The sequence below is a fragment of the Variovorax sp. 01N425 genome (assembly GCF_056399465.1).
Window position 1 is genome coordinate 117881 of sequence record NZ_JBFTRJ010000006.1, and the last position, 23970, is coordinate 141850.

General features: G+C 68.0%; 21 protein-coding genes. 4 read left to right on the forward strand and 17 right to left on the reverse strand.

Annotation, left to right across the window (positions count from 1 at the left end; all coding sequences use genetic code 11):
- Nucleotides 1-2 precede the first annotated feature (2 nt).
- From AC1DSC_RS12445 to AC1DSC_RS12460, 4 genes are all read right to left on the reverse strand, one after another.
- A complete protein-coding gene (locus AC1DSC_RS12445; RefSeq protein WP_012746259.1) occupies nt 3-827 on the reverse strand; it encodes a carbohydrate ABC transporter permease in 825 nt (274 codons plus the stop codon).
- Nucleotides 828-837: 10 nt separating this feature from the next.
- Nucleotides 838-1695: a carbohydrate ABC transporter permease gene (locus AC1DSC_RS12450; RefSeq protein WP_012746258.1), complete on the reverse strand. Its 858-nt coding sequence runs from the start codon at nt 1693-1695 to the stop codon at nt 838-840.
- A gap of 154 nt (nt 1696-1849) precedes the next feature.
- On the reverse strand, nt 1850-3160 hold the full coding sequence (locus AC1DSC_RS12455) for an ABC transporter substrate-binding protein (protein ID WP_012746257.1): 1311 nt from the start codon (nt 3158-3160) through the stop codon (nt 1850-1852).
- A gap of 177 nt (nt 3161-3337) precedes the next feature.
- Nucleotides 3338-4273 (reverse strand): LysR family transcriptional regulator, encoded by a 936-nt coding sequence (locus tag AC1DSC_RS12460; protein WP_230537734.1) that lies wholly within the window; start codon nt 4271-4273, stop codon nt 3338-3340.
- 90 nt (nt 4274-4363) lie between these two features.
- On the opposite strand from AC1DSC_RS12460, the gene AC1DSC_RS12465 reads away from it, so the two are divergent.
- Both AC1DSC_RS12465 and AC1DSC_RS12470 read left to right on the forward strand, forming a co-directional pair.
- Complete coding sequence (locus AC1DSC_RS12465; RefSeq protein WP_012746255.1) at nt 4364-5344, forward strand: Bug family tripartite tricarboxylate transporter substrate binding protein; 981 nt, start codon at nt 4364-4366, stop codon at nt 5342-5344.
- A 37-nt stretch (nt 5345-5381) separates the two neighbouring features.
- Nucleotides 5382-6446, forward strand: coding sequence for a 4-hydroxythreonine-4-phosphate dehydrogenase PdxA (locus AC1DSC_RS12470; RefSeq protein ID WP_012746254.1), 1065 nt, complete (start codon nt 5382-5384; stop codon nt 6444-6446).
- A gap of 8 nt (nt 6447-6454) precedes the next feature.
- On the opposite strand, the gene AC1DSC_RS12475 is transcribed toward AC1DSC_RS12470, so the two are convergent.
- From AC1DSC_RS12475 to tal, 3 genes are all read right to left on the reverse strand, one after another.
- On the reverse strand, nt 6455-6784 hold the full coding sequence (locus AC1DSC_RS12475; protein ID WP_012746253.1) for a DUF805 domain-containing protein: 330 nt from the start codon (nt 6782-6784) through the stop codon (nt 6455-6457).
- Between the two features lie 148 nt (nt 6785-6932).
- Entirely contained in the window at nt 6933-8495 is a 1563-nt protein-coding gene (pgi, locus tag AC1DSC_RS12480) for a glucose-6-phosphate isomerase (RefSeq protein ID WP_012746252.1), read from the reverse strand.
- Between the two features lie 2 nt (nt 8496-8497).
- Nucleotides 8498-9454, reverse strand: coding sequence for a transaldolase (gene tal, locus AC1DSC_RS12485; protein ID WP_012746251.1), 957 nt, complete (start codon nt 9452-9454; stop codon nt 8498-8500).
- A 249-nt stretch (nt 9455-9703) separates the two neighbouring features.
- Here tal and AC1DSC_RS12490 point away from each other — a divergent pair, with 249 nt between their 5' ends.
- Nucleotides 9704-10384 carry a lipocalin family protein gene (locus AC1DSC_RS12490; RefSeq protein WP_012746250.1) on the forward strand — a complete coding sequence of 227 codons (681 nt, stop codon included), beginning with the start codon at nt 9704-9706 and terminating at the stop codon, nt 10382-10384.
- Here AC1DSC_RS12490 and AC1DSC_RS12495 read toward each other — a convergent pair.
- From AC1DSC_RS12495 to AC1DSC_RS12510, 4 genes are read right to left on the reverse strand one after another with little or no spacing between them, the layout of a single operon-like run.
- Nucleotides 10371-11030 (reverse strand): HAD family hydrolase, encoded by a 660-nt coding sequence (locus tag AC1DSC_RS12495; protein WP_012746249.1) that lies wholly within the window; start codon nt 11028-11030, stop codon nt 10371-10373. The genes AC1DSC_RS12490 and AC1DSC_RS12495 overlap by 14 nt on opposite strands.
- Nucleotides 11031-11042: 12 nt before the next feature.
- Entirely contained in the window at nt 11043-12092 is a 1050-nt protein-coding gene (locus tag AC1DSC_RS12500) for an ABC transporter ATP-binding protein (RefSeq protein WP_012746248.1), read from the reverse strand.
- Nucleotides 12089-14365 carry an ABC transporter permease gene (locus AC1DSC_RS12505; RefSeq protein WP_012746247.1) on the reverse strand — a complete coding sequence of 759 codons (2277 nt, stop codon included), beginning with the start codon at nt 14363-14365 and terminating at the stop codon, nt 12089-12091. Before AC1DSC_RS12505 ends, AC1DSC_RS12500 begins: the two co-directional genes overlap by 4 nt.
- Nucleotides 14366-15379: an ABC transporter substrate-binding protein gene (locus AC1DSC_RS12510; protein ID WP_012746246.1), complete on the reverse strand. Its 1014-nt coding sequence runs from the start codon at nt 15377-15379 to the stop codon at nt 14366-14368.
- A gap of 144 nt (nt 15380-15523) precedes the next feature.
- Here AC1DSC_RS12510 and zwf point away from each other — a divergent pair, with 144 nt between their 5' ends.
- Entirely contained in the window at nt 15524-16990 is a 1467-nt protein-coding gene (gene zwf / locus AC1DSC_RS12515; RefSeq protein ID WP_012746245.1) for a glucose-6-phosphate dehydrogenase, read from the forward strand.
- A 10-nt stretch (nt 16991-17000) separates the two neighbouring features.
- Here zwf and ygiD read toward each other — a convergent pair whose 3' ends face one another.
- The 6 genes from ygiD to AC1DSC_RS12545 form a co-directional block, all read right to left on the reverse strand.
- On the reverse strand, nt 17001-17981 hold the full coding sequence (gene ygiD, locus AC1DSC_RS12520) for a 4,5-DOPA-extradiol-dioxygenase (protein ID WP_244883404.1): 981 nt from the start codon (nt 17979-17981) through the stop codon (nt 17001-17003).
- Nucleotides 17982-17989: 8 nt separating this feature from the next.
- Complete coding sequence (locus AC1DSC_RS12525; protein WP_012746243.1) at nt 17990-18988, reverse strand: ABC transporter ATP-binding protein; 999 nt, start codon at nt 18986-18988, stop codon at nt 17990-17992.
- Nucleotides 18985-20055, reverse strand: coding sequence for an ABC transporter ATP-binding protein (locus AC1DSC_RS12530; RefSeq protein ID WP_012746242.1), 1071 nt, complete (start codon nt 20053-20055; stop codon nt 18985-18987). The genes AC1DSC_RS12525 and AC1DSC_RS12530 overlap by 4 nt, the downstream gene beginning before the upstream one ends.
- Nucleotides 20056-20079: 24 nt before the next feature.
- Nucleotides 20080-20991, reverse strand: coding sequence for an ABC transporter permease (locus AC1DSC_RS12535; protein ID WP_012746241.1), 912 nt, complete (start codon nt 20989-20991; stop codon nt 20080-20082).
- Between the two features lie 83 nt (nt 20992-21074).
- Nucleotides 21075-22661, reverse strand: a complete 1587-nt coding sequence (locus tag AC1DSC_RS12540; RefSeq protein WP_012746240.1) for an ABC transporter substrate-binding protein — start codon at nt 22659-22661, stop codon at nt 21075-21077.
- Between the two features lie 33 nt (nt 22662-22694).
- Entirely contained in the window at nt 22695-23969 is a 1275-nt protein-coding gene (locus AC1DSC_RS12545; RefSeq protein ID WP_478131819.1) for a M20 aminoacylase family protein, read from the reverse strand.
- Between the last annotated feature and the right edge of the window lies 1 nt (nt 23970).

Genomic DNA, 23970 nt, shown 5'->3' on the forward strand with positions numbered 1-23970 from the left:
CTTTACTTGACGGCGCCGAAGGTCAGGCCCTGGACGAGCTGCTTCTGGCTGAACCAGCCGAACACGACGATGGGCGCGATGGCCATCAGCGAGGCGGCAGACAGCTTGGCCCAGAACAGGCCTTCGGGGCTGGAGTACGAGGCGATCAGCGTGGCCAGCGTGCCGGCCTTGGCCGAACTGAGGTTGAGCGCCCAGAAGGCCTCGTTCCAGCTCAGCACCAGGCACAGGAGGCCGGTCGATGCGAGCCCGCCCACCGACAGCGGCAGCACGACGTGGCGGAACTCGGTCCACAGGCTCGCGCCGTCCATGCGCGCGGCTTCGAGGATCTCGTTCGGAATGTCCTTGTAGGCGCTGTAGAGCATCCACACCATGATCGGCAGGTTCGACAGCGTGAACACGATCGTGAGCGCGGTGAGCGAGTCCAGCAGGCCCGCGGTCTGCGCGAGCACGTAGATCGGCACCAGCGCACCGACGGCCGGCATCATCTTGGTGGAGAGCATCCACATGAGGATGTCGCGCGTCTTCTTCGTGCGGAAGAAGGCCATCGAGTACGCCGCGGGCGCCGCGATCAACAGGCCGATGACGGTCGAGCCCAGGCTGGTGATGAGCGAGTTGCGCGCATACAGCAGGTAGTCGCTGCGGCGCTGCACTTCGCTGAAGTTGCCGAGCGTGGGCTCGAAGATGAAGAGCGGCGGCACGTGGATCGCCTGCAGCTCCGTCTTGAAGGCCGTGAGGAACAGCCAGCCGAGCGGAAAGAACAGCAGCAGCGCCACGGCCCAGGCACCCGCGGTGCGCAGCAGTTGCGGAAGGAAGTTGCTGGGTTGCATGGTCGTTCCTTCAGTCGAGGTTCTTGCCGATGATGCGGATCAGGAACACGGCCACGATGTTGGCCAGCACCACCGCGAACAGCGCACCGGCCGAGGCCACGCCCACGTCGAAGTTCATCAGCGACTGCTTGAAGATCAGGTAGGTCATGTTGGTGCTCTCGTTGCCCGGGCCGCCGTTGGTGGTGATGGCGATCTCGGCGAACACGCTGAGCAGGAAGATCATCTCGATCATGATCACCACCGCCATCGGCCGGCCGAGGTGCGGGATGGTCAGGTAGAAGAAGCGCTGGAATGCGCTCGCGCCGTCCATGCGCGCGGCTTCCATCTGCTCGCGGTCGAGCGATTGCAGCGAGGTGATGAAGATCAGGCAGGCGAACGGCAGCCACTGCCAGGCCACCATGACGATCACCGAGAACAGCGGCACGTCGGTGAGCCAGTCGACCGGCGTCGCGCCGAAGAAGCGCCACACGTCGGCCAGGATGCCGTAGATGGGGTTCATCATCATGTGCTTCCACAGCAGCGCATTGACCGCGGGCATGACGAAGAACGGCGAGATCAGCAGCACCCGCACGATGCCGCGGCCCGGAAACGGTTCGTTCACCAGGAGCGCGAGCAGCACGCCGAGCACCACGGTGATGACGATCACGCTGCCGATCAGCACCAGCGTGTTCCAGGTGGCGGGCCAGAAGTCCGGATCGGTGACGAAGTAGTGAAAGTTCTCGATGCCCGCGAAGGTGCGCTCGCCGGGCTGCATGAGGTTGTAGTTCACAAACGAGAAGTACAACGTCATCGCGAGCGGCACGATCATCCACAAAAGGAGCGTGAGCACGGCGGGCGCCATGAGGGCGCGGGGCAGGAGTCGTTTCATGAGGAAGTTCCTTCTCGTTGTCTCTGGCTCCTTCCCCCGCCGGGGGAAGGCTGGGATGGGGGCTCCTGGATCAGGCGCTGCGGTGATTGGTGCGCCGCGTCCCCCCACCCCTGCCCTCCCCCGGAAGGGGAGGGAGCAAGAAAGTAAGCCCCGCTTACTTGTAGTAGCCAGCCTTCTTCATCTCGCGCTCCGCCGCCGTCTGCGAGGTCTTGAGCGCCTGGTCCACCGTGACCTTGCCCGACAGCGCCGCGCTCATCTGCTGGCCCACCGCCACGCCGATGGCCTGGAACTCGGGAATGGCCGCGTACTGCACGCCCACGTAGGGCGACTTGGGCAGCGTGCTGTCGCTGAGGTTGGCCGTATCGATGGCCTTCTTCTCGGCTTCGGCGAATTTGGCGACCTTCTGGAACTCGGGGTTCGCATAGGTCGACTTGCGCGTGCCGGTCGGCACCGAAGCCCAGCCGGTTTCCTTGGCCACCAGGTTGACGTAGTCCTTGGACGTGGCCCACTTGATGAACTTCTGCGCGGCCTCGTCCTTGGACGAACTGGCCGGAATGGCGAGGTTCCACGACCACAGCCAGTTGGCGCCCTTGGGCGTGGCGGCGGTCGGTGCCTGCGCGAACGCCACCTTGTCGGCCACCTTCGACTGCTTCGGGTCGCTGATGAACGAGGCCGCGATGGTCGCGTCGACCCAGGCCGCGCACTTGCCTTCGTTGAAGAGCGCGAGGTTCTCGTTGAAGCTGTTGGCCGAGGCGCCCGGCGGGCCGTCCTTCTTCATCAGGTCGACGTAGAAGGTGATCGCATCCTTCCAGGGCTTGGTGTCGATCTGCGGCTTCCACTGCATGTCGAACCACTGGCCGCCATGCGTATTGACCAGCGTGGTCAGGAAGGCCATGTTGTCGCCCCAGCCCGGCTTGCCGCGCAGGCACATGCCGTACACGCCGGCCTTCGGGTCGTTGGCCTTGTCGGCGAACTCCTTCACCTGCGCCCAGGTCGGCTGGTCGGAGAACTTCACGCCCAGCTTGTCGGCCAGGTCCTTGCGGTACATGAGCATCGAGCTCTCGCCGTAGAACGGCGCGGCGTAGAGCTTGCCATCGGTCGACAGGCCGTTGCGGATGGCGGGCAGCAGGTCGTCCACGTCGTAGGCGGCGTCGGTGGCAATGGGCTTGAGCCAGCCCTTCTTCGACCAGATCGGGGTTTCGTACAGGCCGATGGTCATCACGTCGAACTGGCCGCCCTTGGTGGCGATGTCGGTGGTCACGCGCTGGCGCAGCGTGCCTTCTTCCAGCGTGACCCACTTGAGCTTGATGTCGGGGTTGGCCTTTTCGAAGAAGGGCGTGAGCTTCTGCATCTCGATCATGTGGCCGTTGTTGACGGTCGCGATCACGAGTTCGGTGGCGGCATGGGAGGCGAGCCCCGTGCCGGCGAGTGCGAGGACGAGGCCCGCTTTCAGAAAACGCTTCATGTTGTCTCCTAGAGGTGAGCGACGCCCGCTCTGTTTGGGTCGCCGTGGCGGGATTCTGGAGAAACGCGCTTGCGGGTTTGGTACTTCGGCTGCTTGCCTTGGTACTTTCATGCACCAGTTGGCTAGGAGATTCCCTAGTTGGTGCAATACAGCATGGAAAGACTCAATCCAAAGGCTTCAGCCGCCGCCCAGCAGCTGGCGCCGGAACTGCGCCGCGGCCGGCGAGAGCGCGCGGTCCTGCCGGGTGACGAGGCAGATCGGCGGCACGCGCACCGGCAACTCCACCGGCACCGTGCGCAGCACGCCCAGGCGGGCGTAGTGGCTGGCCTGCGAAGCCGGCATCACGGCGGCCATGTCGGAGTTTTCCAGCAAGGCGGTAATGGCGATCGGCGATGCCGTTTCGATGATGTCGAGCCGCGCCTGGATGCCCGCCTCGCGCATCGCCGCCTCGAAGCGCCCGCGCTGCGGCGAGCCCGGCGGCTGCAGCACCCAGGACCAGTTCGCCATCTCGGCCAGCGTGACGGTGGCGCGCTCGAACACCGGGTGCGCGGCGCGCACCACCACCACCTGCGATTCGCCCAGCAGCGGCACGCTCGCGTACTTGGCCTCGTCGTGGCTGTCGGTGAGCCGGCCCAGCACCAGGTCGACGTCGCCCTGCTCCAGCTGCGCCTGCATCACATCGCTGGTCTCCACCACCACCGACACGGCCACCTGCGGATGGCGGCGGTGGTATTCGACCAGCGCCGGCGCCAGCAGCTCGGGCACCGCGCCCGGCACGCTGCCCACGCGCAGCGAACCGCTCAGGCCCGAGCGCAGCGCGAGCATTTCCTCTCGGGCGCTGCCGAAGTCGCTGAGCACGCGGCGGGCGTAGCGGATCAGGATCTCGCCGTAGGGCGTGGGCTCCATGCCGCGCGCAAGGCGCTCGAAGAGCCTTTCGCCGAGCGAATCCTCCAGCTGCTGCAGCAGCTTGGTGGCGGCCGGCTGGCTGATGTTCATGGCCTCGGCCGCGCGGCCCAGGTGGCGGTGGGTGTCGAGCCGCGCCAGGAGCAGCAGCTGGCGCGGCCGCACATGGAGCATCAGCGATGTGTCGGCAGGGCCAGGACCGGAAGTCATGCACAAAAGTATATGGAGCTTCGGGCTTTTTCGATTGGATCGGCCGCACGAAGCTGCCTAAGCTCGCGCCAAACAAGCAGGAGACATCCGATGAAGCAATCCTTTCTTCTGGCCCGCGCCGCGGGCGCGGCTGCGCTGGCGCTGATGGCCGCCACCGCCGGCGCACAGCAGCCGGCCTATCCCGACAAGCCGCTGCGCATCCTGGTCGGCGCCTCGCCCGGCGGCGGCACCGACATCCTGGCGCGCGTGCTGGCCGACAAGTTCGCGCCGGTGCTCAAGCAGCCCGTGACGGTGGAGAACCGGCCCGGCGCCTCCAACACCATTGCCGGCGAGCTCACGGCGCGCGCTGCGGCCGACGGCAGCACGCTGCTGCTGGCCACCAACACCGCGCAGGCGGTGGCGCCGCACATTCTCAAGCTCAAGTACGACCCGCTGAAAGACCTGCAGCCGATCGGCCTGGTGGCCGTGATGCCCAACGTGCTGGTGGTCTCGGCCAGCTCGCCCTACAAGTCGGTGAAGGACCTGCTGGCGGCCATGGCGGCCAAGCCCGGCGGCTTCAAGTACGCATCGTCGGGCATCGGCAGCACGCAGCACGTGGGCGGCGAGGCCTTCAACCTGGCGACCGGCATGAAGTCGATCCACGTGCCCTACAAGGGCAGCTCGCAGGCCCACGTGGACATCATCGGCGGCGAGGTCGACATGATGTTCGACAGCACCTCCTCCGCCATGGGCCAGATCAAGGCCGGCAAGTTCCGCGCGCTGGCCGTGAGCGCGCCGCAGCGCTCGCCCGAGCTGCCCGACGTGCCCACGCTGGCCGAGCAGGGCATCAAGGGCGCCGATGTGTCCACCTGGTACGGCCTCTACGTGACCGCCGGCACGCCGCGGCCCGCGGTCGAGCGGCTGAACGCCGAGCTCGTGCGCACGCTGAAGCTTTCCGATGTGCAAACGCGCATCAAGGCCCTGGGCGGCGAGCCCGGTTCGCTGACCGGCGAAGCCTTCGCGGCGATGAACAGGCAGGAGTTCGACCACTACGGCCAGCTCGTGCGCGACGCCAACATCAAGGCCGAATAAGGCCGCTTTTCTTCTTCATCATTTCAACCCCGCCCACATGCCCACCCCACCGAAGACCCCGAACCTGATCCCCGCCAGGCCCCGCATCGCCGTGCTGCTCGGCGACCCCGGCGGCATCGGCCCCGAGATGGCCGTGAAGCTGCTCGCGCGCCAGCGCAACCTGGACGCCGCGCGCGTGCTGCTGATCGCCGACCCGGTGGTGCTGGCCGCGGGCGAGCGCGTGGCGGGCGTCAAGCTCGATCCGCTGCGGATCGACGGACTCGACGACCTGCGCTTCGAGCACGGCCGCCCCACCCTGCTGCAGCGCGACTGGATGCAAGGCCGGGAGCCGGTGCTCGGCGAGTCGAACGAGGCCTCGGGCCGCGCCTCCTTCGAGGCGCTGGAACTGGCCACCGCGGCCGTGCGGCGCGGCCAGGCCGAGGGCATTGTCTTCGCGCCGCTCAACAAGCATTCGCTGCGGCTCGGTGGCCTCGTGCACGAGGACGAGTTGCGCTACATGCAGGAGCGCTTCGCGGTGACGGGCTTCGTCTGCGAATTCAACCTCACGGGTTCGCTCTGGACCTCGCGCGTGACCTCGCACATTCCGCTGAAGGATGTGGCGAGCCACATCACGGTGGAGGGCGTGGGCGATGCGGTGAAGATCATTGCATCGGCGCTGCGCCGTGCGGGCGTGGCACAGCCGCGCATCGCAGTGACGGGGCTCAACCCGCATGCGGGCGACGGCGGCTCGATCGGCATGGAAGAGATCGAGATCATCGCACCGGCCATCGAGCGGCTGCGCGCCGAGGGCTACGACGCGCGCGGTCCGTTCTCGCCCGACACGGTGTTCATCGGCGCGCGCCGCGGCGACGTGGATGCGGTGGTGTCGATGTACCACGACCAGGGCCAGATCGCGATGAAGCTCATGGGCTTCGAGCAGGGCGTGACGCTGCATGGCGGCCTGCCCGTGCCGGTAGCCACCTCGGCCAGCGGCAGCGCCTTCGACATCGCGGGCAAGGGCGTCGCGCAGATCGAAGGCCTGCAGCAGGCCTTCGACCTGTGCGTGCGCATGGCCAGCGGTGGGCCGGTGCGCACGCTTTCCAGCGCGGAAACTGCAGCCTGACGCGAGGCTCAGGCGGCGGGTGCGCCGTGCGGGTTGGTTTCGGGCTGCGAGGGCTGCACGTAGAAATAGATCAGCACCAGGTTGACGATCGGAATGATCATCAACAGCTGGAGCCAGCCGCTCTTGCCGATGTCGTGCAGGCGGCGCGCGCCCACGGCCAGCGCGGGCAACAGGAAGCCCAGCGCCGCGATGAAGTACACATACTGATGGATCAGGCTTGCCACGATGAGAACGATGACCTCGGCCAGCACGAACCACCAGTACTCCGAACGCGATGCGCGTCCGTTGAAATCGGCGTATTTGCTGAAACAGGTCTTGACCGCTGTTTGAAAGTCCATTGATCGACTCCTCTTGATTGAATCCCAGGGAAATTCCCCGGGCCGATCATATCGATGCATCTTTCAACGGCAAATTCGGCCATCAGTTCGCAAACAAATGGCCTATGGATCGGCCTGTCCGGGCGTGTTGCCCCGGCCTTTCAGCGGATCAGGCCTGCGCGCCGAGGCGTTTCAGGAGGCCGGCGGTCGAGGCGTCGAGCCCCATGATGTCGCCCGAGGCAAGGCGCGGCTCGATGTCCTTCGCGAGCACCTTGCCGAGTTCCACGCCCCACTGGTCGAAGCTGTTGATGCCCCACAGCGCGCCGCTGGTGAACACGCGGTGCTCGTACAGCGCGAGGAAGGCGCCCAGCGATTCGGGCGTGAGCTTCTCGAACACGAAGAAGCTGCTCGGCCGGTTGCCCGGGAAGTTCTTGTGGCCGCCCGCATCGAGCTTGCCGACCATCAGCGCCTGCGCCTGCGCGAGCGCATTGGCCAGCAGCTTGGGGTGGTGGCCGTCGAGGTCGTGCGCCGCATCGCGCACCGCCACGAATTCGAGCGGGATCACATCGGTGCCCTGGTGCAGCATCTGGAAGTAGGCATGCTGGCCGTTGGTGCCGGGCTCACCCCAGAGCACGGGCGAGGTGCCAAGGCCCGCGGGCAGCGGCGCGCCGCTCGCATCGACCTGCTTGCCGTTGCTTTCCATCTCGAGCTGCTGCAGGTAGGCCGGCAGGCGCTTCAGGGCGCTGTGGTAGGGCGCGATGCCGCGGCTCGTGAACTTGTGGAAGTTGCGGTACCAGACATCGAGCAGGCCGAGCCGCACCGGCAGGTTCTGCTCGAGCGGCGCGCTGCGGAAGTGCTCGTCCATCGCGTGCGCGCCCGCCAGCAGCCGGCGGAAACCGTCGGCGCCGATGGCCAGCGCAATCGGCAGTCCGATGGCCGACCACAGCGAATAGCGCCCGCCCACCCAGTCCCAGAAACCGAAGGTGGTGTCGATGCCGAATTGCTTCGCAGCCTCGACGTTGGTGGTGAGCGCGGCAAAGTGGCCGGCAATGTCGGTGCCGCCCGACTGCTCGTACCAGCGCCTGGCCGAAAGCGCGTTGGCCATGGTCTCGGCCGTGGTGAAGGTCTTGGACGCAATGAGGAACAGCGTGTGCTCGGGCGCCAGGCCCTGCAGCACGCCGGCCAGCTCGTGGCCGTCGACGTTGGAGACGAAGTGGAAGCGCTTGCCGGGCGCGGCGAACTCGGCCAGCGCCAGCACCGCCATCTGCGGCCCGAGGTCGGAGCCGCCGATGCCGATGTTGACCACGTCGGTGATCGTGTGGTCGGCGCGCACCTTCTCGGCATAGGCCAGCATCGCATCGAGCGTTTCGTGCACCTCGCGCAGCTTGTCGGCCGTCTTGCCCACCTTGGCATCGGCGGGGGCGCGCAGCAGCGTGTGCAGCACGGCGCGGTCCTCGGTGTTGTTGATGTGCTCGCCCGCGAACATCGCGTCGCGGTGCGCCTCGAGGCCGCACTCGCGGGCCAGCGCGAAGAGCAGTTCTTCCGTGCGCGCATCGATCAGGTTCTTCGACAGGTCGGCAAACAGGTACGGCGCCTCCTGGCTGAAGCGTTCGAAACGGCCGGCGTCGTCGACGAAGGCATGGCGCACGTCGAACTGGCGGCCCGCGGTCTCGAAGGCAGCCTGCAGTTGCGCCCAGGCGGGCGCGCGGTCGCAGCGTTGGGTCATGGCCATGCTTACTTGCCGCTTTCCTGCATGAGTTTCTCGAGCTTGACGGCGTCGGCCGCGAAGGCGCGGATGCCCTCGGCGAGCTTCTCGGTGGCCATGGCGTCTTCGTTGAGCGCGAAGCGGAAGCCGGCCTCGTCGTAGCTGACCTTGGCGACATCGCCGCCGGTTGCCGCCTTGGCATCGAGCGCATGCGCCAGCGGCTCGTTGCTCGCGGCCAGCTCGGCCAGCAGCTCGGGGCTGATGGTGAGCAGGTCGCAGCCGGCCAGGGCCCGAATCTGTCCCACATTGCGGAAGCTCGCGCCCATCACCTCGGTCTTGATGCCGTGCTGCTTGTAGTACTCGAAGATCTGGCGCACCGACTTGACGCCGGGGTCGTTCGCGCCCGCGCTGGCGGCCTCGTTCCACTGGGCGCCGGCCGACTTCTTGTACCAGTCGTAGATGCGGCCCACGAAGGGCGAGATGAGCTGCACGCCGGCTGCGCCGCAGGCCACCGCCTGCGCGAACGAGAACAGCAGCGTGAGGTTGGTGCGGATGCCCTTTTGCTCCAGGGTGCGCGCCGCCTCGATGCCCTCCCAGGTGGAGGCCACCTTGATCAGCAGGCGCTTCTCGGTGTCGATGCCCTCGGCCTTGTAGAGCGCCACGATGCGCTCGCCGCGCGCCACGGTGGCGGCCGTGTCGAACGAAAGGCGCGCATCGACTTCGGTCGACACGCGGCCCGGAATGATCGAGAGGATTTCAGTGCCGAAGCGCACCAGCAGCCGGTCGATGACCTCGTCGAGCGGCTTGCCCGCATGCTTGCTCACGGCTTCGTCGAGCAGCGGCCGGTACTCGGGCTTCTGCACCGCCTTCAGGATGAGCGACGGATTGGTGGTCGCGTCCTGCGGCCTGGAGATGGCAAGTTGCTTGAAGTCGCCGGTGTCGGCGACCACGGTGGTCCATTGGCGGAGAGCATCGAGTTGATTCATGGAGAAAGATTATCCAGTGCGGGTGATGACAAGTCCTGCACGCTGTTGCGCCGGGGCCGATGTTTTCATGCGCACCGTAGCACGGGTTTTCACCGCCCTGGATCAGCCTGCCGCCGACAGGGTTGTAAGGGCCGGCCGGCCGCGCTGCCCTACAGCGGCTGTGGTCCGCCGCTGACGGCGCGCCGCCCCGGCCCGGGACTAGGCTGGCCGTTTCCGATCGATGCTTCCGACCACAGGAGTGCCACGCCCATGCCCCTTCGCCATCGCTCCGCCGCGGCTGCCGCCGCCAGCCGCGCTCCGTCCTTCGATGACCGCCGCACCAGCCACGCCATCGGCACCCTGGCCACGGCCTTCGTGGTGGGCGGTGTCGCCACCTGGATCGCCATGGGCGCAGGACGCACCGGGCGAGCCCAGCTGCCCGGGCCGCCCGATGGCGCACCGCTCATGCGCGCGCCGCTGCAGGTGGTGGCGCCGGTCGACCTGCAGCGCTACGCCGGCATCTGGCACGAGCAGGCCCGCCTGCCCAACCGCTTCCAGAAGCAGTGCGCCGGTCCCGTGAGCGCCGAGTACACGCTCCAGCCCGATGGCACCATGCAGGTGCTCAACCGCTGCGTGCGGCCCGATGGCAATTTCGACGAGGCGGTGGGAACGGCCCGGGTGGTGCCGGTGGCGGGCCAGCCCGGCGCAGGCCGGCTCGAAGTGCGCTTTGCGCCCTCGTGGCTCAGCTGGCTGCCGATGGTCTGGGGCGACTACTGGATCCTGAAGCTCGACCGCGACTACCAGGTGGCGCTGGTCGGCACGCCCGACCGCCAGTACCTCTGGGTGCTTTCGCGCGCGCCGCGCCTGGAGGACGACGCGCTGCAGGCCGAGCTGGACTACGCCGCCAGCCTGGGCTTCGACACCTCCAAGGTGGTGCTCACCGGCCGATAGCCGGCGCAACCGGGCCAGCCGGCACAGCCGGCAGATGGCGCGCCAGTTGCGCCGCCAGCGCCGCGGGGTGCGTGCAGTGGATGGCCTGCCAGCCGAAGGCCCGCGCGGCCTCCACATTGGCGGCCGAGTCGTCGATGAACACCGTCTCGGCGGGCTCGAGCGCATGGCGCACCGCCAGCAGCTCGTAGATTTCGCGATCCGGCTTGATGAACTTCACGTCGCCCGAGAACACGCCGCCGTCGAAGCGCCGCATGAAGCCGTGCCGGCGTTCGACCGCGCGCGCGTAGGGCGCCGGCATGTTCGAGAGGTAGTACAGGCGCAGCGCCTCGCCGGCCTCGCGCCGCGCGAACAGCCCGTCGAGCAGTTCCGCGGTGGCGGCAATGGGCTCCAGGCGCTCCCCGAGCGTGCCGAGCATGGCGTCGAGCCGGTCCGCCGGCAGCGACAGCCGCCGGGCCATGCGCGCGATGGCCTCGTCCAGCGAGCGCATGCCGCAGTCGAAGCTCATCCAGTCGTCATGGTGGAAAAGCGCCCGGCCCAGCGCCGCCGCGGCGGCTTCGGTGGGGGCATGCTCGGGAAGATGGGTCTGCACCAGCCGGGTGGGCTCCCATGCCAGCAGCACGGCGCCAAGATCGAAAACCACGTTCATGGCGCCATTGTTTCACGCGGCGGGCACCACGCTCACGCCATGCGCCGCCAGCGACAGCGTGGCCTCGGCGCCCGCGGCCAGGGGACTCGACAGATCGGTCGACACCACGAAGACCGGCCCCAGCGGCGTGTCGAAGCCGTATTCGTAGAAGCTGCCGAGGTAGGCCGCCTTGCGCAGCGTGGCGGGCAGGCCCGCGGCCGTGCCGGCGGCACCGATCTCCCAGGCCTCGGGCCGCACCGCCACCTTCACCGCGCCGGGCGCCACCGCATGGCGCGGCTGCAGCCGCAGCGGGCCGAGCGCGACGCTGCCGTCGGCCTGTGCCGTGGCCGGGAACACCATCGCCTCGCCCATGAAGCCGGCCACGAACTCGCTCTCGGGCCGGGCATAGAGCTGCTCGGGCGTGCCGCGCTGGGCGATCACGCCGTGGTCCATCACGATGATCTGGTCGCTCACGGCCAGGGCCTCGCTCTGGTCGTGCGTGACGTAGGCCACCGTGAGCTTCAGGCGCTGCTGCAGCGCGCGGATCTCCTCGCGCATTTCGCGCCGCAGCCGGGCGTCGAGGTTGGACAGCGGCTCGTCGAACAGCAGCACCGCGGGCTCCAGCACCAGCGCGCGCGCCAGCGCCACGCGCTGCTGCTGGCCGCCAGAGAGTTCGCTCGGCAGCCGCTCGTCGAAGCCGACCAGCCCCACGCCCTTGAGCGCGCCGCGCGCGCGCAAGGCGGCCTCGTCCTTCTTCACGCCGCTCATGCGCAGGCCGTAGCCCACGTTCTCGATCACGTTCATGTGCGGGAACAGCGCGTAGCTCTGGAACATCATGCTCACGTTGCGCTCGGCCGGGCCCAGCGTGGTCACGTCGCGCCCGCCCATGAAGATCGAGCCGGAGCTGGCCGATTCGAGCCCCGCGATCATGCGCAGCGTGGTCGTCTTGCCGCAGCCCGAAGGCCCGAGGATGGTGGTGAGCGTGCCCGCCGGCACCTCGAAGCTGATGCCCTTGACCGCCAGCGGCCCGTTTTTGTCGGTGCCGTAGCGCTTGGTGACGTTGCGCAATTCGATGCCGTTCATGGTGTCGCCAGGCTTTCCATTTTGTGATGTCCTTGTTGCGGAGGCGCAGTGCCGCGCCGCCCCAGCCTGCGCTCGCCCACCACGAACTGCACCAGCGCAATCGCCAGCGACATCAGCACCATCAGCACCGTGCAGTAGGCCAGCGCAATGCCGTAGTCGCCGTTGCCCACGCGGCCGATGATGTAGGTGGTGGCCAGTTCGTTCTCGGCCGTGACCAGGAAGATCACCGCGCTCACCGTCGTCATGGCGCGCACGAAGCTGTAGACCAGCGCAGCCACCAGCGCGGGTTTCAGCAGCGGCAGCACCACCTTGAAGAGCGTCTGGGCCGTAGAGGCGCGCAGCATCAGGGAGGCTTCGTCGAGCGAGCGGTCCAGCTGCTTGAAGGCCGCCGTGCCGGCCCGCACGCCCACCGGCAGGTTCCGGAACATGAAGCACAGCACGATGATGAGCCCGGTGCCCGTGAGCTCGAACGGCGGCACGTTGAAGGCCAGGATGTAGCTCACGCCGAGCACCGTGCCCGGAATGGCAAAGGCCAGCAGCGCGCCAAACTCGAAGACGCCCTGCCCCTTGAACTCGTTGCGCGCGAGCAGCCAGGCAATCAGCAGGCCCAGCGCGGCCGTGATGGGCGCGGAGATGCCCGCGAGCTTGAGCGTGGTGAGCAGCGAATTCCACGCGGTGCCGGCCCACACCAGGCCGAACTGGCCCCATTCGAGCGCGAACGCATTCTTGAAATGATCGAGCGTGAAGCTGTAGTCGCGCCCCCAGGTCTGCACGAAGCCGCCCGCAAAGGCGAACAGGTAGACCACCGCGGTGAACGCGATCCACGGCAGCGCGATGCACTGGATGGTGCGCCGCACGCCGTCCGGCAGCGCCATCGCAATGCCCGCGTCGCCCTTGCCGCTCACGGTGGTGTAGTTCTGCCGGCCGAGCACGCCGCGCTGCAGCGCGAACACGCCGAGCGCAAAGACCGTGAGCACCCACGCCAGTGAGGCCGCGCGTCCCTGGTCGTACTGCGCACCGACGATGGCAAAGAAGATGTCGGTCGACAGCACCGAGAACTGCCCGCCCACCACCACCGGGTTGCCGAAGTCCGCAATGCTCTCGATGAAGCCGACCAGGAAGGCATTGGCCAGCCCGGGCTTCAAAAGCGGCAGCGTGATGGTGAAGAAGGTGCGGCGGCGGTCGGCGCGCAGCATCTGCGCCGCCTCTTCCAGGCTGGGCGCAATGCCCTGCACCACCCCGCGCATGATCATGAAGGCGATGGGCGTGAAGGCGAAGAGCTGCGCCACCAGCACGCCCGGCATGCCGTAGAACCAGCGTGTCGGCTCGATGCCGAACGCGCTCTCGAGCAGCTGGTTGACGATGCCCGCGCGGCCGAACAGCAGGATCAGCCCGAGCCCCACCACGAAGGGCGGCGTGATGATCGGCAGCAGCGCGAGCACCCGCAGCGCGCCCTGGCCGCGCTTGCTGCCGCGCTCGGCCATCAAGGCCATCAGGGTGCCGAGGAAGGTGGTGCCGGCGGCCGTCAGCAGCGCCAGCACGAGCGTGTTCCAGGCCACGCCGCAGCGCACGCCGCCCGCCAGGCAGCCCACGCCCCAGATGCGTTCGGCGAACACGCGCGCGGCAAAGGCCGTGATCGACCAGCGGCCGTCTTCGTCGAGGAAGGCACCCGCGAGCGCCTTGCTCACCGGATAGGCGATGAACAGCGCCATCAGCACCCCGCAGCCGATGACCGCGGCCGCCACGAACAGGTCGCCCTTGAAGAGCCCGAGCCGCGCAATGCCGAAGGCCGCCAGCATCGCGAGCGCCGCGAGCGCCACGGCGCCGCCCGCGCCGATGCCGAACTGGTTGATCGCAAGTTCGCCGAACTGCGTGTTGAGCGCTTCGAAGCTCCAGCCGCGCGCGCCGATGGCGAAGCCGGTGATCGCCAGGCCCAAGGCACCGATGGCGCCGCCCGCCAGCAGGCAGCGCCCCTGCGCGCGGCCGGCCGGCCGCCAGGCGCCGATGGCGCACATCGCCAGGCCTGCAAGCCCGATGAAGAGCCAGCCGCGTCCCTGCGTGAGTGCCTGCATCAGGCCGTTGGCACCCTCGGCCCGGCCGAAGACCTGCGGAACGGCTTCGTACCAGGTGGCGTCCTGGATCGCATACCAGGGCAGCAGCAGGTAGGCCGCAAAACCCAGCGCCACCCACGCCCGGATCCAGCGCTGCGCCCGCCGGGCGGCGGCCACCGACGCCGGATTGGCCGGCGCGCCGCCGATGGAAGGGGCTTGCACTTAGCGCGGCAGCGAATTGACGTCTTTTTCCCAGCGCGCGATCAGGCGCCGGCGCTCGGCGCTGGCACCGTACTTCGCATAGTCGTAGTTGATGAACCTGATCTTCTTGAAGTCGGGGATGCGCGGGTCGAGCTTGGCATTCGCGTTGCTCGGCAGCTGGAACTGCTTGTTGGCGGCACCGAGTTCCTGCGCGCCGGGCGTGAGCGCCCATTCATAGAACTTCTTCGCGGCCTCGAGGTTGCGGGCGCCCTTGATGATGCTCATGGAGCCGATCTCGGCGCCGGTGCCGTCGCTGGGCGTGATGGTCTCGACCGGGAAGCCCTGCATCTTCTCGCCCGGGCCGTCGTGCACGAAGCTGATCGACACGGCCGTCTCGCCGCGCGCCACCGCCTTGATCGGGCCCGTGCCCGAGCGGGTGTACTGGCCCACGTTCCGGTGCAGCGCCTTCAGGTAGTCGAAGGCCTTGTCCTCGCCCATCAGCTGCACCAGCGTGGCGATCATGGTGTAGGCCGTGCCGCTCGATGCGGGGTTGGCCACCTGGATATCGCCCTTGTATTCGGGCTTGAGCAGGTCGGCCCAGGTCTTGGGCACCGGCAGCTTCTTCTTGGCGAGCAGCTCGGGGTTGTAGCCGAAGCCCAGCGGGCCGGAGTAGATGCCCACGGTCCTGTAGCCCGACTGCCTGGCCTGCTGCTGGGCCCAGGGGTGCAGATGCGCGAGCGTGGGCGACTTGTATTCGAGCGTCAGGCCCTGCTCGGCCGCCTGCAGGTGCGGGTCTCCGGTGCCGCCGAACCAGATGTCGGTCTTGGGGTTGTCCTTCTCGGCGATGAGCTGGGCCAGCGCTTCGCCCGAGCCCTTGAGCGACATGTTGATGCGGGTACCCGTGGTGCGTGCATACACGGTGGCGATCACGTTGCACCATTCGGCCTGGACCGAGCAGATCACGTTGACCGTGCCCTGCGCCGACGCGGCGGCCGACAAACCCACCAAGGCCGCTGCAGTAAAAAGCTTCTTCATGTGAAAACCTCGCCTCCAAAACAAAAATAGGCCTCCCGGCCGGGGTTGAGCGTAGCTTTCGTACAGGTTTCATGAATTGGTACAAGTACCATTCGGTTGAACCGGAGAGCCCACTCGGCACCAAGACAAAAGGAAATTCGACTCATGAGCTTCGATCTCGTTCTGTTCGGCGGCACTGGCGATCTCGCATGGCGCAAGCTGATGCCCGCGCTGTTCCAGGCCTTCAGGCATGGCAGCCTCCCGAAAGACGGACGCATCGTCGGCGTGGCCCGCGACGACCTCTCGGACGACCAGTACCGCGAACTGATCCAGTCGCGCTTCAATGCCGTCGAAGGCGCCAAGCGCCCTTCGGCCGAGGAGTTCGAGAAGTTCGCCTCGCTGCTGCACTACCTGCGCATGGACCTGTCCAAGCCGGCCGACTACGCACGCCTTTCCGACCTGCTCAAGCAGCGCAATGCCGACACGGTGGTGATGTACGTGGCCACGGCGCCCGCGCTCTTCACGCAGGTGGTCGAGCAGATCGCCGCAGCCGGCCTGAACGGCCCGTCGACCCGCGTGGTGCTCGAAAAGCCGCTGGGCCATGACCTGGCGTCCAACCGCGCGATCAATGCCGCGGTGTGCAAGGTGCTCGACGAGAAGCAGGTCTTCCGCATCGACCACTACCTGGGCAAGCCCTCGGTGCAGAACCTGTTCGCCATGCGCTTCGGCAATGCGCTGTTCGAGCCCATCTGGCGCCGCGAGCACATTGCCAACATCCAGATCACCATCGCCGAGGACCTGGGCGTCGAAAAGCGCGGCGCCTTCTACGACCAGACCGGCGCGCTGCGCGACATGGTGCAGAACCATGCGCTGCAGCTGGTCTGCGCGATCGGCATGGAGCCGCCGATCAACTCGCATGCCGACGCCATCCGCGACGAGAAGCTCAAGGTGCTGCGCGCGCTCAAGCCCTGGACGCCCGAGACACTGGGGCTGCATGCCATTCGCGGCCAGTACACCGCCGGCACGGCGTACGGCGAACGCGTGCCGGGCTACAAGGACGAGCCCGGCGTCGACCCCGAAAGCCGCACCGAGACCTTCGTGGCGCTGCGCACGGAAATCGCCAACTGGCGCTGGGCCGGCGTGCCGCTGTACATCCGCACCGGCAAGCGGCTGGCCTCGCGCGACGCGCGCATCGAGGTCAACTTCAGGCCCACGCCGCATGCGATCTACCGCGCACCGGCCGGCGCCGTCAACAAGCTGGTGATCAACCTCCAGCCCCGCGACGGCCTGGAGCTGCACATGCTCGCGCAGGCGCAGGACAACCGCCGCAGCAACGGCCACCAGAGCGCCGCGCAGCTCGCGCCGGTGCAGCTGGACCTCGACTTCGACAAGCGCTTCGGCGCCGAGCGCGTGGGCGCCTACGAACGGCTGCTGCTCGACGTGATCGACGGCCGCCTGAACCTGTTCGTGCGCAGCGACGAGCAGGAAGAAGCCTGGCGCTGGGTCGAACCGCTGATCGACAGCTGGGCATCGGACGGCGGGCCGCGCCCCTACGCCGCGGGCACCTGGGGGCCGAGCGCCTCGAGCGCGATGATTGCGCGCGACGGCTTCTCGTGGAGCGAGGAACAGTAGGCCGGCGCGCTCAGCCGAACTGGATGCAGCGCATGCTCAGCGTGCCCGACTGGAATCCCTCGTAGACCGTTTTCGCGCGCTCGCCCGTTCCCGCGGCGCCGAGCGCGTAGAGAAACGGAAAGTAGTGGTCCGGCGTGGCCACCGCGGTCGAGGCGCCCGCCAGCCTTTCATAGCCGACCAGCGCGCGGTCGTCCCGCCCCGCGAGCGCGGCCTTCACCGCGTCGTCGAACGATTGCGCCCAGGGCCGGCTGGCCACGGGCCCGTCGGGCGTGCCGCGGTCGGTGGCCCGCAGGTTGTGCACCAGGTTGCCGCTTCCCATCACGAGCACGCCCATGCTCCGCAACACCGCCAGGTCGCGGCCGACCGCGTAGTGGAAGGCGGCCGGCTGGTCGTAGTCGATGCTGAGCTGGAAGACCGGGATGTCGGCCTTCGGATAGAGGTGCTTCAGCACCGTCCATGTTCCATGGTCCAGGCCCCACTGCTGGGTGCCGACCACCGCGGCCTGCTTCACCGTGCCGATGGCCTCGCGCGCGAGCGCGGGATGGCCCGGCGCCGGGTACTCGATGTCGAACAGCGCCTGCGGAAAGCCGCCGAAGTCGTGGATCGTCTTCGGCCGCTCCTGCATTCCGACGCCGGTGGCGCCGCGGCTCAGCCAGTGGGCCGAAACGCTCAGGATGGCCGAGGGCCGCGGCAGCTCCCCGCCCCAGGCGGCCAGCCGGCGCGTGAAGGCGTTGTCGGCCAGCGCATTCATCGGCGAGCCGTGGCCGATGAAGATGACCGGCATCCGCTGCGACGCGGCCGCGGCCGCGGCGTGCGACAGCGAACAAAGCGTAGCCAGCGTCGAGGTCGCCGCCAGCGCCGAACCCATGAGAAAGCCGCGGCGGCCCAGCGCCGACGGGATCGCCGGGCTGCCGCCGGTGCCTGTGTTCTTCTTCATGGTCATGGCCGCACTCTGCGCCGCCTTGGCGCGCATGTCGGTGCGTTTACGCACGCTTCCAGCTAGATGCGGCCTTCTTCGGCCGCGTGGCAGGCCACCTGCACGCCCCGGATGTTCAGCAGCTTCGGCCGCTCGGCCGAGCAGCGCGCATTCGCATGCGGGCAGCGCGGATGGAACGCGCAGCCGGTCGGCGGGTTCAGCGGGTTCGGCACCTCGCCCTGCACCGGCGTGCGCGCGCGGCCGGTGTGCTTCATCTGCGGAATCGCGTCGAGCAGCATGCGCGTGTAGGGATGCTGCGGCTCGGCGAAGAGCTTCTGCTTGTCCGCCACCTCGACCAGCCGGCCCAGGTACATCACGCCGACCTGGTCGGCCACGTGCCGCACCACCGCCAGGTTGTGCGAGATGAAGAGGTAGGTCAGGCCCTGCTGGCGCTGCAGGTCCTTCATGATGTTGAGCACCTGCGCCTGCACGCTGACGTCGAGCGCCGAGGTGGGCTCGTCGCACACCAGGAACTCGGGCTCGGTGGCGAGCGCGCGTGCAATGGAGATGCGCTGGCGCTGGCCGCCCGAGAACTGGTGCGGGTACTTGCTCATGTCCAGCGGCGAGAGGCCGACCGACTTGAGCAGCTCGCCCACGCGCTCGCGCAGCTCGGCCTTGCCGCGGAGGATGCCGTGCTCGCGCAGCGGCTCGCCGACGATGTCTTCGACGATCCAGCGCGGGTTCAGGCTCGCGTACGGGTCCTGGAAGATCATCTGGATGCGCCGGCGCAGCTTGCGGCCTTCGGGGGTCTTGAACGCGGCATGCGCGTCCTGCCCGTCGAACTGCAGGCCGCCGCGCGTGGGGGCGTACAGGCCGACCAAGAGGCGCGCCACGGTGCTCTTGCCGCAGCCCGATTCGCCCACCAGCGCCAGCGTCTTGCCGCGCTCGATCGAAAAGCTCACGCCGTCCACCGCATGCAGCAGCACGCGCGGCTTGCGTTCGAGCACGCGGTTGAGCCATGGCGGCGAAACGTCGAAGGTGCGCGCGAGGTCGTGCGCCACCACCAGCGGTGCGGCGCTCATCGGCTCACCTCCGCAAGCGGTGCGGCCGCATCGGGCACGGCGCGCTCGCCGGCCAGCTGCGCATCGTGGTGCCGGGCCGCCAGCTCGGCCTGGCCCTTGTGCGGATCGGTGGCATCGTGCAGCCAGCATGCGGCGCGCGTGGCGCCGGCGTGCATGAGCTCGGGCCGCTCGGTGAGGCAGCGCGCAAACGTGCGCGGACAGCGCGGGTTATAGGCACAGCCCTCGGGAATGGCATTGAGCCGCGGCATCGCGCCGTCGATCTGGTTGAGCCGTTCGCGGTCGCTCGCCATGTCGGGAATCGAGGCCATCAGGCCCGAGGTGTAGGGATGCGCCGGCTGGTGGATCACTTCGTGCACCGGACCGATCTCGGCGATGCGGCCCGCATACATCACGGCCACGCGGTCGCAGGTTTCGGCGATCACGCCCATGTCGTGCGTGATCAGCATCACGGCGGCGCCGTGCTCCTTGCAGATGCGCTTGAGCAGCTGGATGATCTGCGCCTGGATCGACACGTCCAGCGCCGTGGTCGGCTCGTCGGCCACGATGAGCTTGGGCTCGGCCGCCAGCGCAAGGGCAATCACCACGCGCTGGCGCATGCCGCCCGAGAACTGGTGCGGGAAGTGGTCGATGCGCTGCTCGGCGGCCGGAATGCCGGTGTCCTGCAGCAGGCCGATGGCGCGGCGCCGCGCCTCGGCCTCGGTCACCGGCAGGTGGGTGCGGATGGTTTCCACCAGCTGCCGGCCGACGGTGTAGAGCGGGTTCAGCGAGGTCAGCGGGTCCTGGAAGATCGCGCCGATCTTGCGCCCGCGGATGGGCCGCATCGCATCGAAGCCGAGGTTGTCGATGCGCTGGCCTTCGAGCAGGATTTCCCCGCTGGCCACGCGGCCCGGCGGCTCGAGCAGTCCGATGATGGCCGCGCCCGTGAGCGACTTGCCGGCGCCCGACTCGCCCACCACGCCCAGGATTTCGCCGGGCGCGATGTCGAATGAAATTCCGTCGAGCGCGCGCAGCGTGCCGCGCCGGTGCGGGAACTCGACCACAAGGTTCTTGACCTGGAGCAGCGTCATGGTGGCGTTGTCCTTTTTTCCATCTCAGCGCAGGCGCGGGTTCAGTGCGTCGCGCAGCCAGTCGCCCAACAGGTTCACGCTGAGCGCGATCAGCACCAGCATCAGGCCCGGGAACACGGTGATCCACCACTCGCCCGAGAACAGGTACTGGTTGCCGATGCTGATCAGCGTGCCCAGCGAAGGAGAAGTCGGCGGCACGCCGACGCCGAGGAACGACAAGGTCGCCTCGGTGATGATCGCAGTGGCGACCTGGATGGTGGCCAGCACCATCACCGGCCCCATCACGTTGGGCAGCACGTGGCGCAGCATGATGCGCAGCGGCGCCACGCCGGTCACGCGCGCGGCCTGCACGTATTCCTTGTTGCGCTCCACCAGCGTGGAGCCGCGCACCGTGCGCGCGTACTGCACCCAGCCGGTCAGCGAGATTGAAATGATGAGCACGCCGAAGGCCAGCGACTCATGCGCATTGGGAAACAGCGCACGGCCGACGCCCGCAATCAGCAACGCCACGAGGATCGGCGGAAACGACAGCATCACGTCGCACAGGCGCATGAGGAAGGAATCGAGCCAGCCGCCGAGGAAGCCGGCCAGGAGGCCGAGCACCACGCCCACGGTGATCGACAGCGCCACCGACACCACGCCGACGATCAGCGAGATGCGTGCGCCGTAGATCACGGCCGAAAGGATGTCGCGGCCCTGGTCGTCGGTGCCCAGCAGGTACTTGGAAGAGCCTTCGGCGCTCCATGCCGGCGGCAGGCGCGCATCGCCGAGCTCGAGCGTCGCCAGGTCGAAGGGGTTGTGCGGCGACACCCATCCGGCAAAGACCGCGCAGAACACGCAGGCCAGTGCAATGAGCGCCGCCGCCATGGCCACGGGCGAGGTGCGAAAGCTGTAGCCGACGTCGCTGTCGAGCCAGCGGGCGAATGTTTTTTTCATCGTGAGGCAAAAAGGATGGGCCCGCAAGAAGCGGGCCCAGGATCGAGCCGCTCAGGCCGCCCGCCGGCGGGCGGCCCGCAGTATTACGGCTTGATGCTCATCCACTTGAAGGGCATGTAGTTGTCGGCCATCTGCGTGAGCGCCACCTTCTTGCTCACGCCCCAGGCCAGCGTCTGCTGGTGCAGCGGCAGGTGGCCGACGTCGGCGGTGTGCAGGTCGAAGGCTTCCTTGATCATCGCGTCGCGCTTGGGCTTGTCGGTTTCCGACTGGATCTTCTTGGTCAGCTCGTCGACCTTGGGATTGCAGTAGGCGCCCAGGTTGAACTGGCCGGCGCCGGTCTTGTCGTCGGGGCAGGCCATCAGTGCCGTGAGCGCGTTGTGCGAGTCGTAGGTGGTGGGCGTCCAGCCCAGCATGTAGAAGCTGGTGTCGCGGCGCAGCACCTTCGGGAAGTAGGTGCCCTTGGTCTCGGCCGCGAGGTTGATCTTGACGCCGATCTTCGCCAGGTTGGAGGCCACGCTCTGGCAGATCTGGCCGTCGTTCACGTAGCGGTCGTTCGGGCAGTTCATCGTCACTTCGAAGCCGTTCGGATAGCCGGCTTCGGCCAGCAGCTTCTTGGCGGCCTCGACGTCGTAGGGCAGGCGCTTGTCCTGCGCTTCGTTCCAGCCGTTGATGCCGGGGCCGACCATCAGCGCGGTGGGGCGCGAGGCGCCGCGCATCACCGTGCGCTGGATGCCGGCGATGTCGATGGCCTGGTAGAAGGCCTGGCGCACGCGCTTGTCCTTGAACGGGTTCTTGCCCTTGACGCTGGAGTACAGCAGCTCGTCGCGCTTCTGGTCCATGCCCAGGAAGATGGTGCGCAGCTCGGGGCCGGAGATGACGCGTGCCGTCGGGCTGGCGTTGACGCGCGCGATGTCCTGCACGGGCACCGGCTCCATGACGTCGACCTCGCCGGAGATCAGCGCGGCGACGCGCGTGGCCGGGTTGGCGATCGGCGTGAAGATGATCTCCTGCGCGTTGCCTTCGATCTTGCCCCAGTAGGTCGGGTTGCGCGTGAAGACGGTGCGCACGTTAGGCTGGCGCTCGCGCACGCGGAACGGGCCGGTGCCGTTGGCCTTGAACGAGGCGGTGTTCTCGATGCCCTTGCGCCGGTCGACTGGCGTGACGGCCTTGTTCTCCTCGCACCACTTCTTGCTCATGATCATGAGCTGCGTGATGACGTCGGGAAGAATGGGGAACGGGCCCTTGGTCTCGATCTCGATGGTGTGCGCGTCGACCTTGCGCACTTCCTTGATGTCGGTGGTGTTGGACTTCATGTCCGAGCCGTCGCCCGAGGCGCGCGCGAAGCTGAAGAGCACGTCGTCGGCCGTGAAGGGCGTGCCGTCGTGGAACTGGACGTTCTTGCGCAGTTCGAAGCGCCACACGGTGGGCGAGGTCTGTTTCCAGCTGGTCGCCAGCAGCGGCGCAACGCTCAGGTCCTTGTTGCGCCCGACCAGCGTTTCATAGACGTTGGCGGTGGTGCTCAGCTGCAGCGACTCATTGAGCGAGTGCGGATCGAGCGACAGCGCGTCCCCCTGGTTCGCCACGCGGATGGTCTGCGCGCCGGCCACCAGGCTGGCGGTGCCCAGCACGCACAAAACTGCGACCGCGGCCGCCTTCTTCTGAAAACTCATGGAAACACTCCTCGGGTTGGAATCTGAAGTACATCAAGGCGTCGCGGTAGCGGCGTCTTTCACGGGCTGCTGGCTGCGGGTGGCAGCCAGCGGCATGCCCTGCTCGATCAGCCCCGCATGCAATGCGGCGCCAAGCGGCAGGATCTCGTCGTTGAAGTCGTAGCGGCTGTTGTGCAGGAAGGCGCCGCACTTGGCATCCTGGCCGATGCGCAGGTAGGCGCCGGCCTTTTTCTGCAGCATGAAGGAGAAGTCCTCGGCGCCCATGCTGGGCTCCATGCTGCGCTCGACATTGGAAGCGCCCACCAGCGACTCGGCCACGTCGGCCGCGAACATCGCCTCCGGTGCGGTGTTGATGGTGGCCGGGTAGATGCGCTCGTACCTGATGGTGGCGGTGGCGCCGAAGCCCGCGGCCACGGCCGTGCAGAGCTCGGTCAGGCGCTGCTCGACCTGCGCCTGCACGCGCGCGCTGAAGGTGCGCACGGTGCCCACCAGCGTGGCCTCGCCCGGGATCACGCTCATCGCGCCCAGGTCGCCTGCCTGCACCGCGCAGATGCTGACCACCGCCGCATCGATCGGCCGCACGCTGCGCGACACGATGGTCTGCGCGGCCGTGATGATGTGCGCGGCGACCACCACGGGGTCGATGGTCTGGTAGGCGTGGGCGCCGTGGCCGCCCTTGCCCTTGATCTCGATCGTGACGCGGTCGGCCGCGGCCATCATGGCACCGCGGTTGATGCCCACGGTGCCCGCGGGCATGGCTGGCCAGTTGTGCATGGCATAGACCGCGTCGACGGGAAAGCGGTCGAACAGGCCGTCCTCGATCATCACGCGCGCGCCGGCAAAGCCTTCTTCGCCAGGCTGGAAGATCAGCACCGCGGTGCCGTCGAAGCTGCGGGTCTCGGCCAGGTAGCGCGCCGCGCCGACCAGCATGGCCGTGTGGCCGTCATGCCCGCAGCCGTGCATCAGGCCGTCGTTGGCGGAGCGCCAGCCGAAGTCGTTGTCCTCGCGCATGGGCAGCGCATCCATGTCGGCGCGCAGGCCGATCATCCGGCCGCTCGCCGTGGAGCGGCCGCGGATGACGCCCACCACGCCGGTCTTGCCGATGCCCTCGTGGATCTCGTCCACGCCGCAGGCACACAGCGCTTCCCGCACGCGGCCGGCCGTGTAGACCTCTTCGAAGCCGAGCTCGGGGTGGGCGTGCAGGTCGCGGCGAAAGGCCGTGATCTCCGGATAGAAGCTCGCAATGTGCGCAAACGCCCTGCCCGAGGCCCGCAGTCGCGGTGCTGCAGCTGCTGCGACAACCGTCATT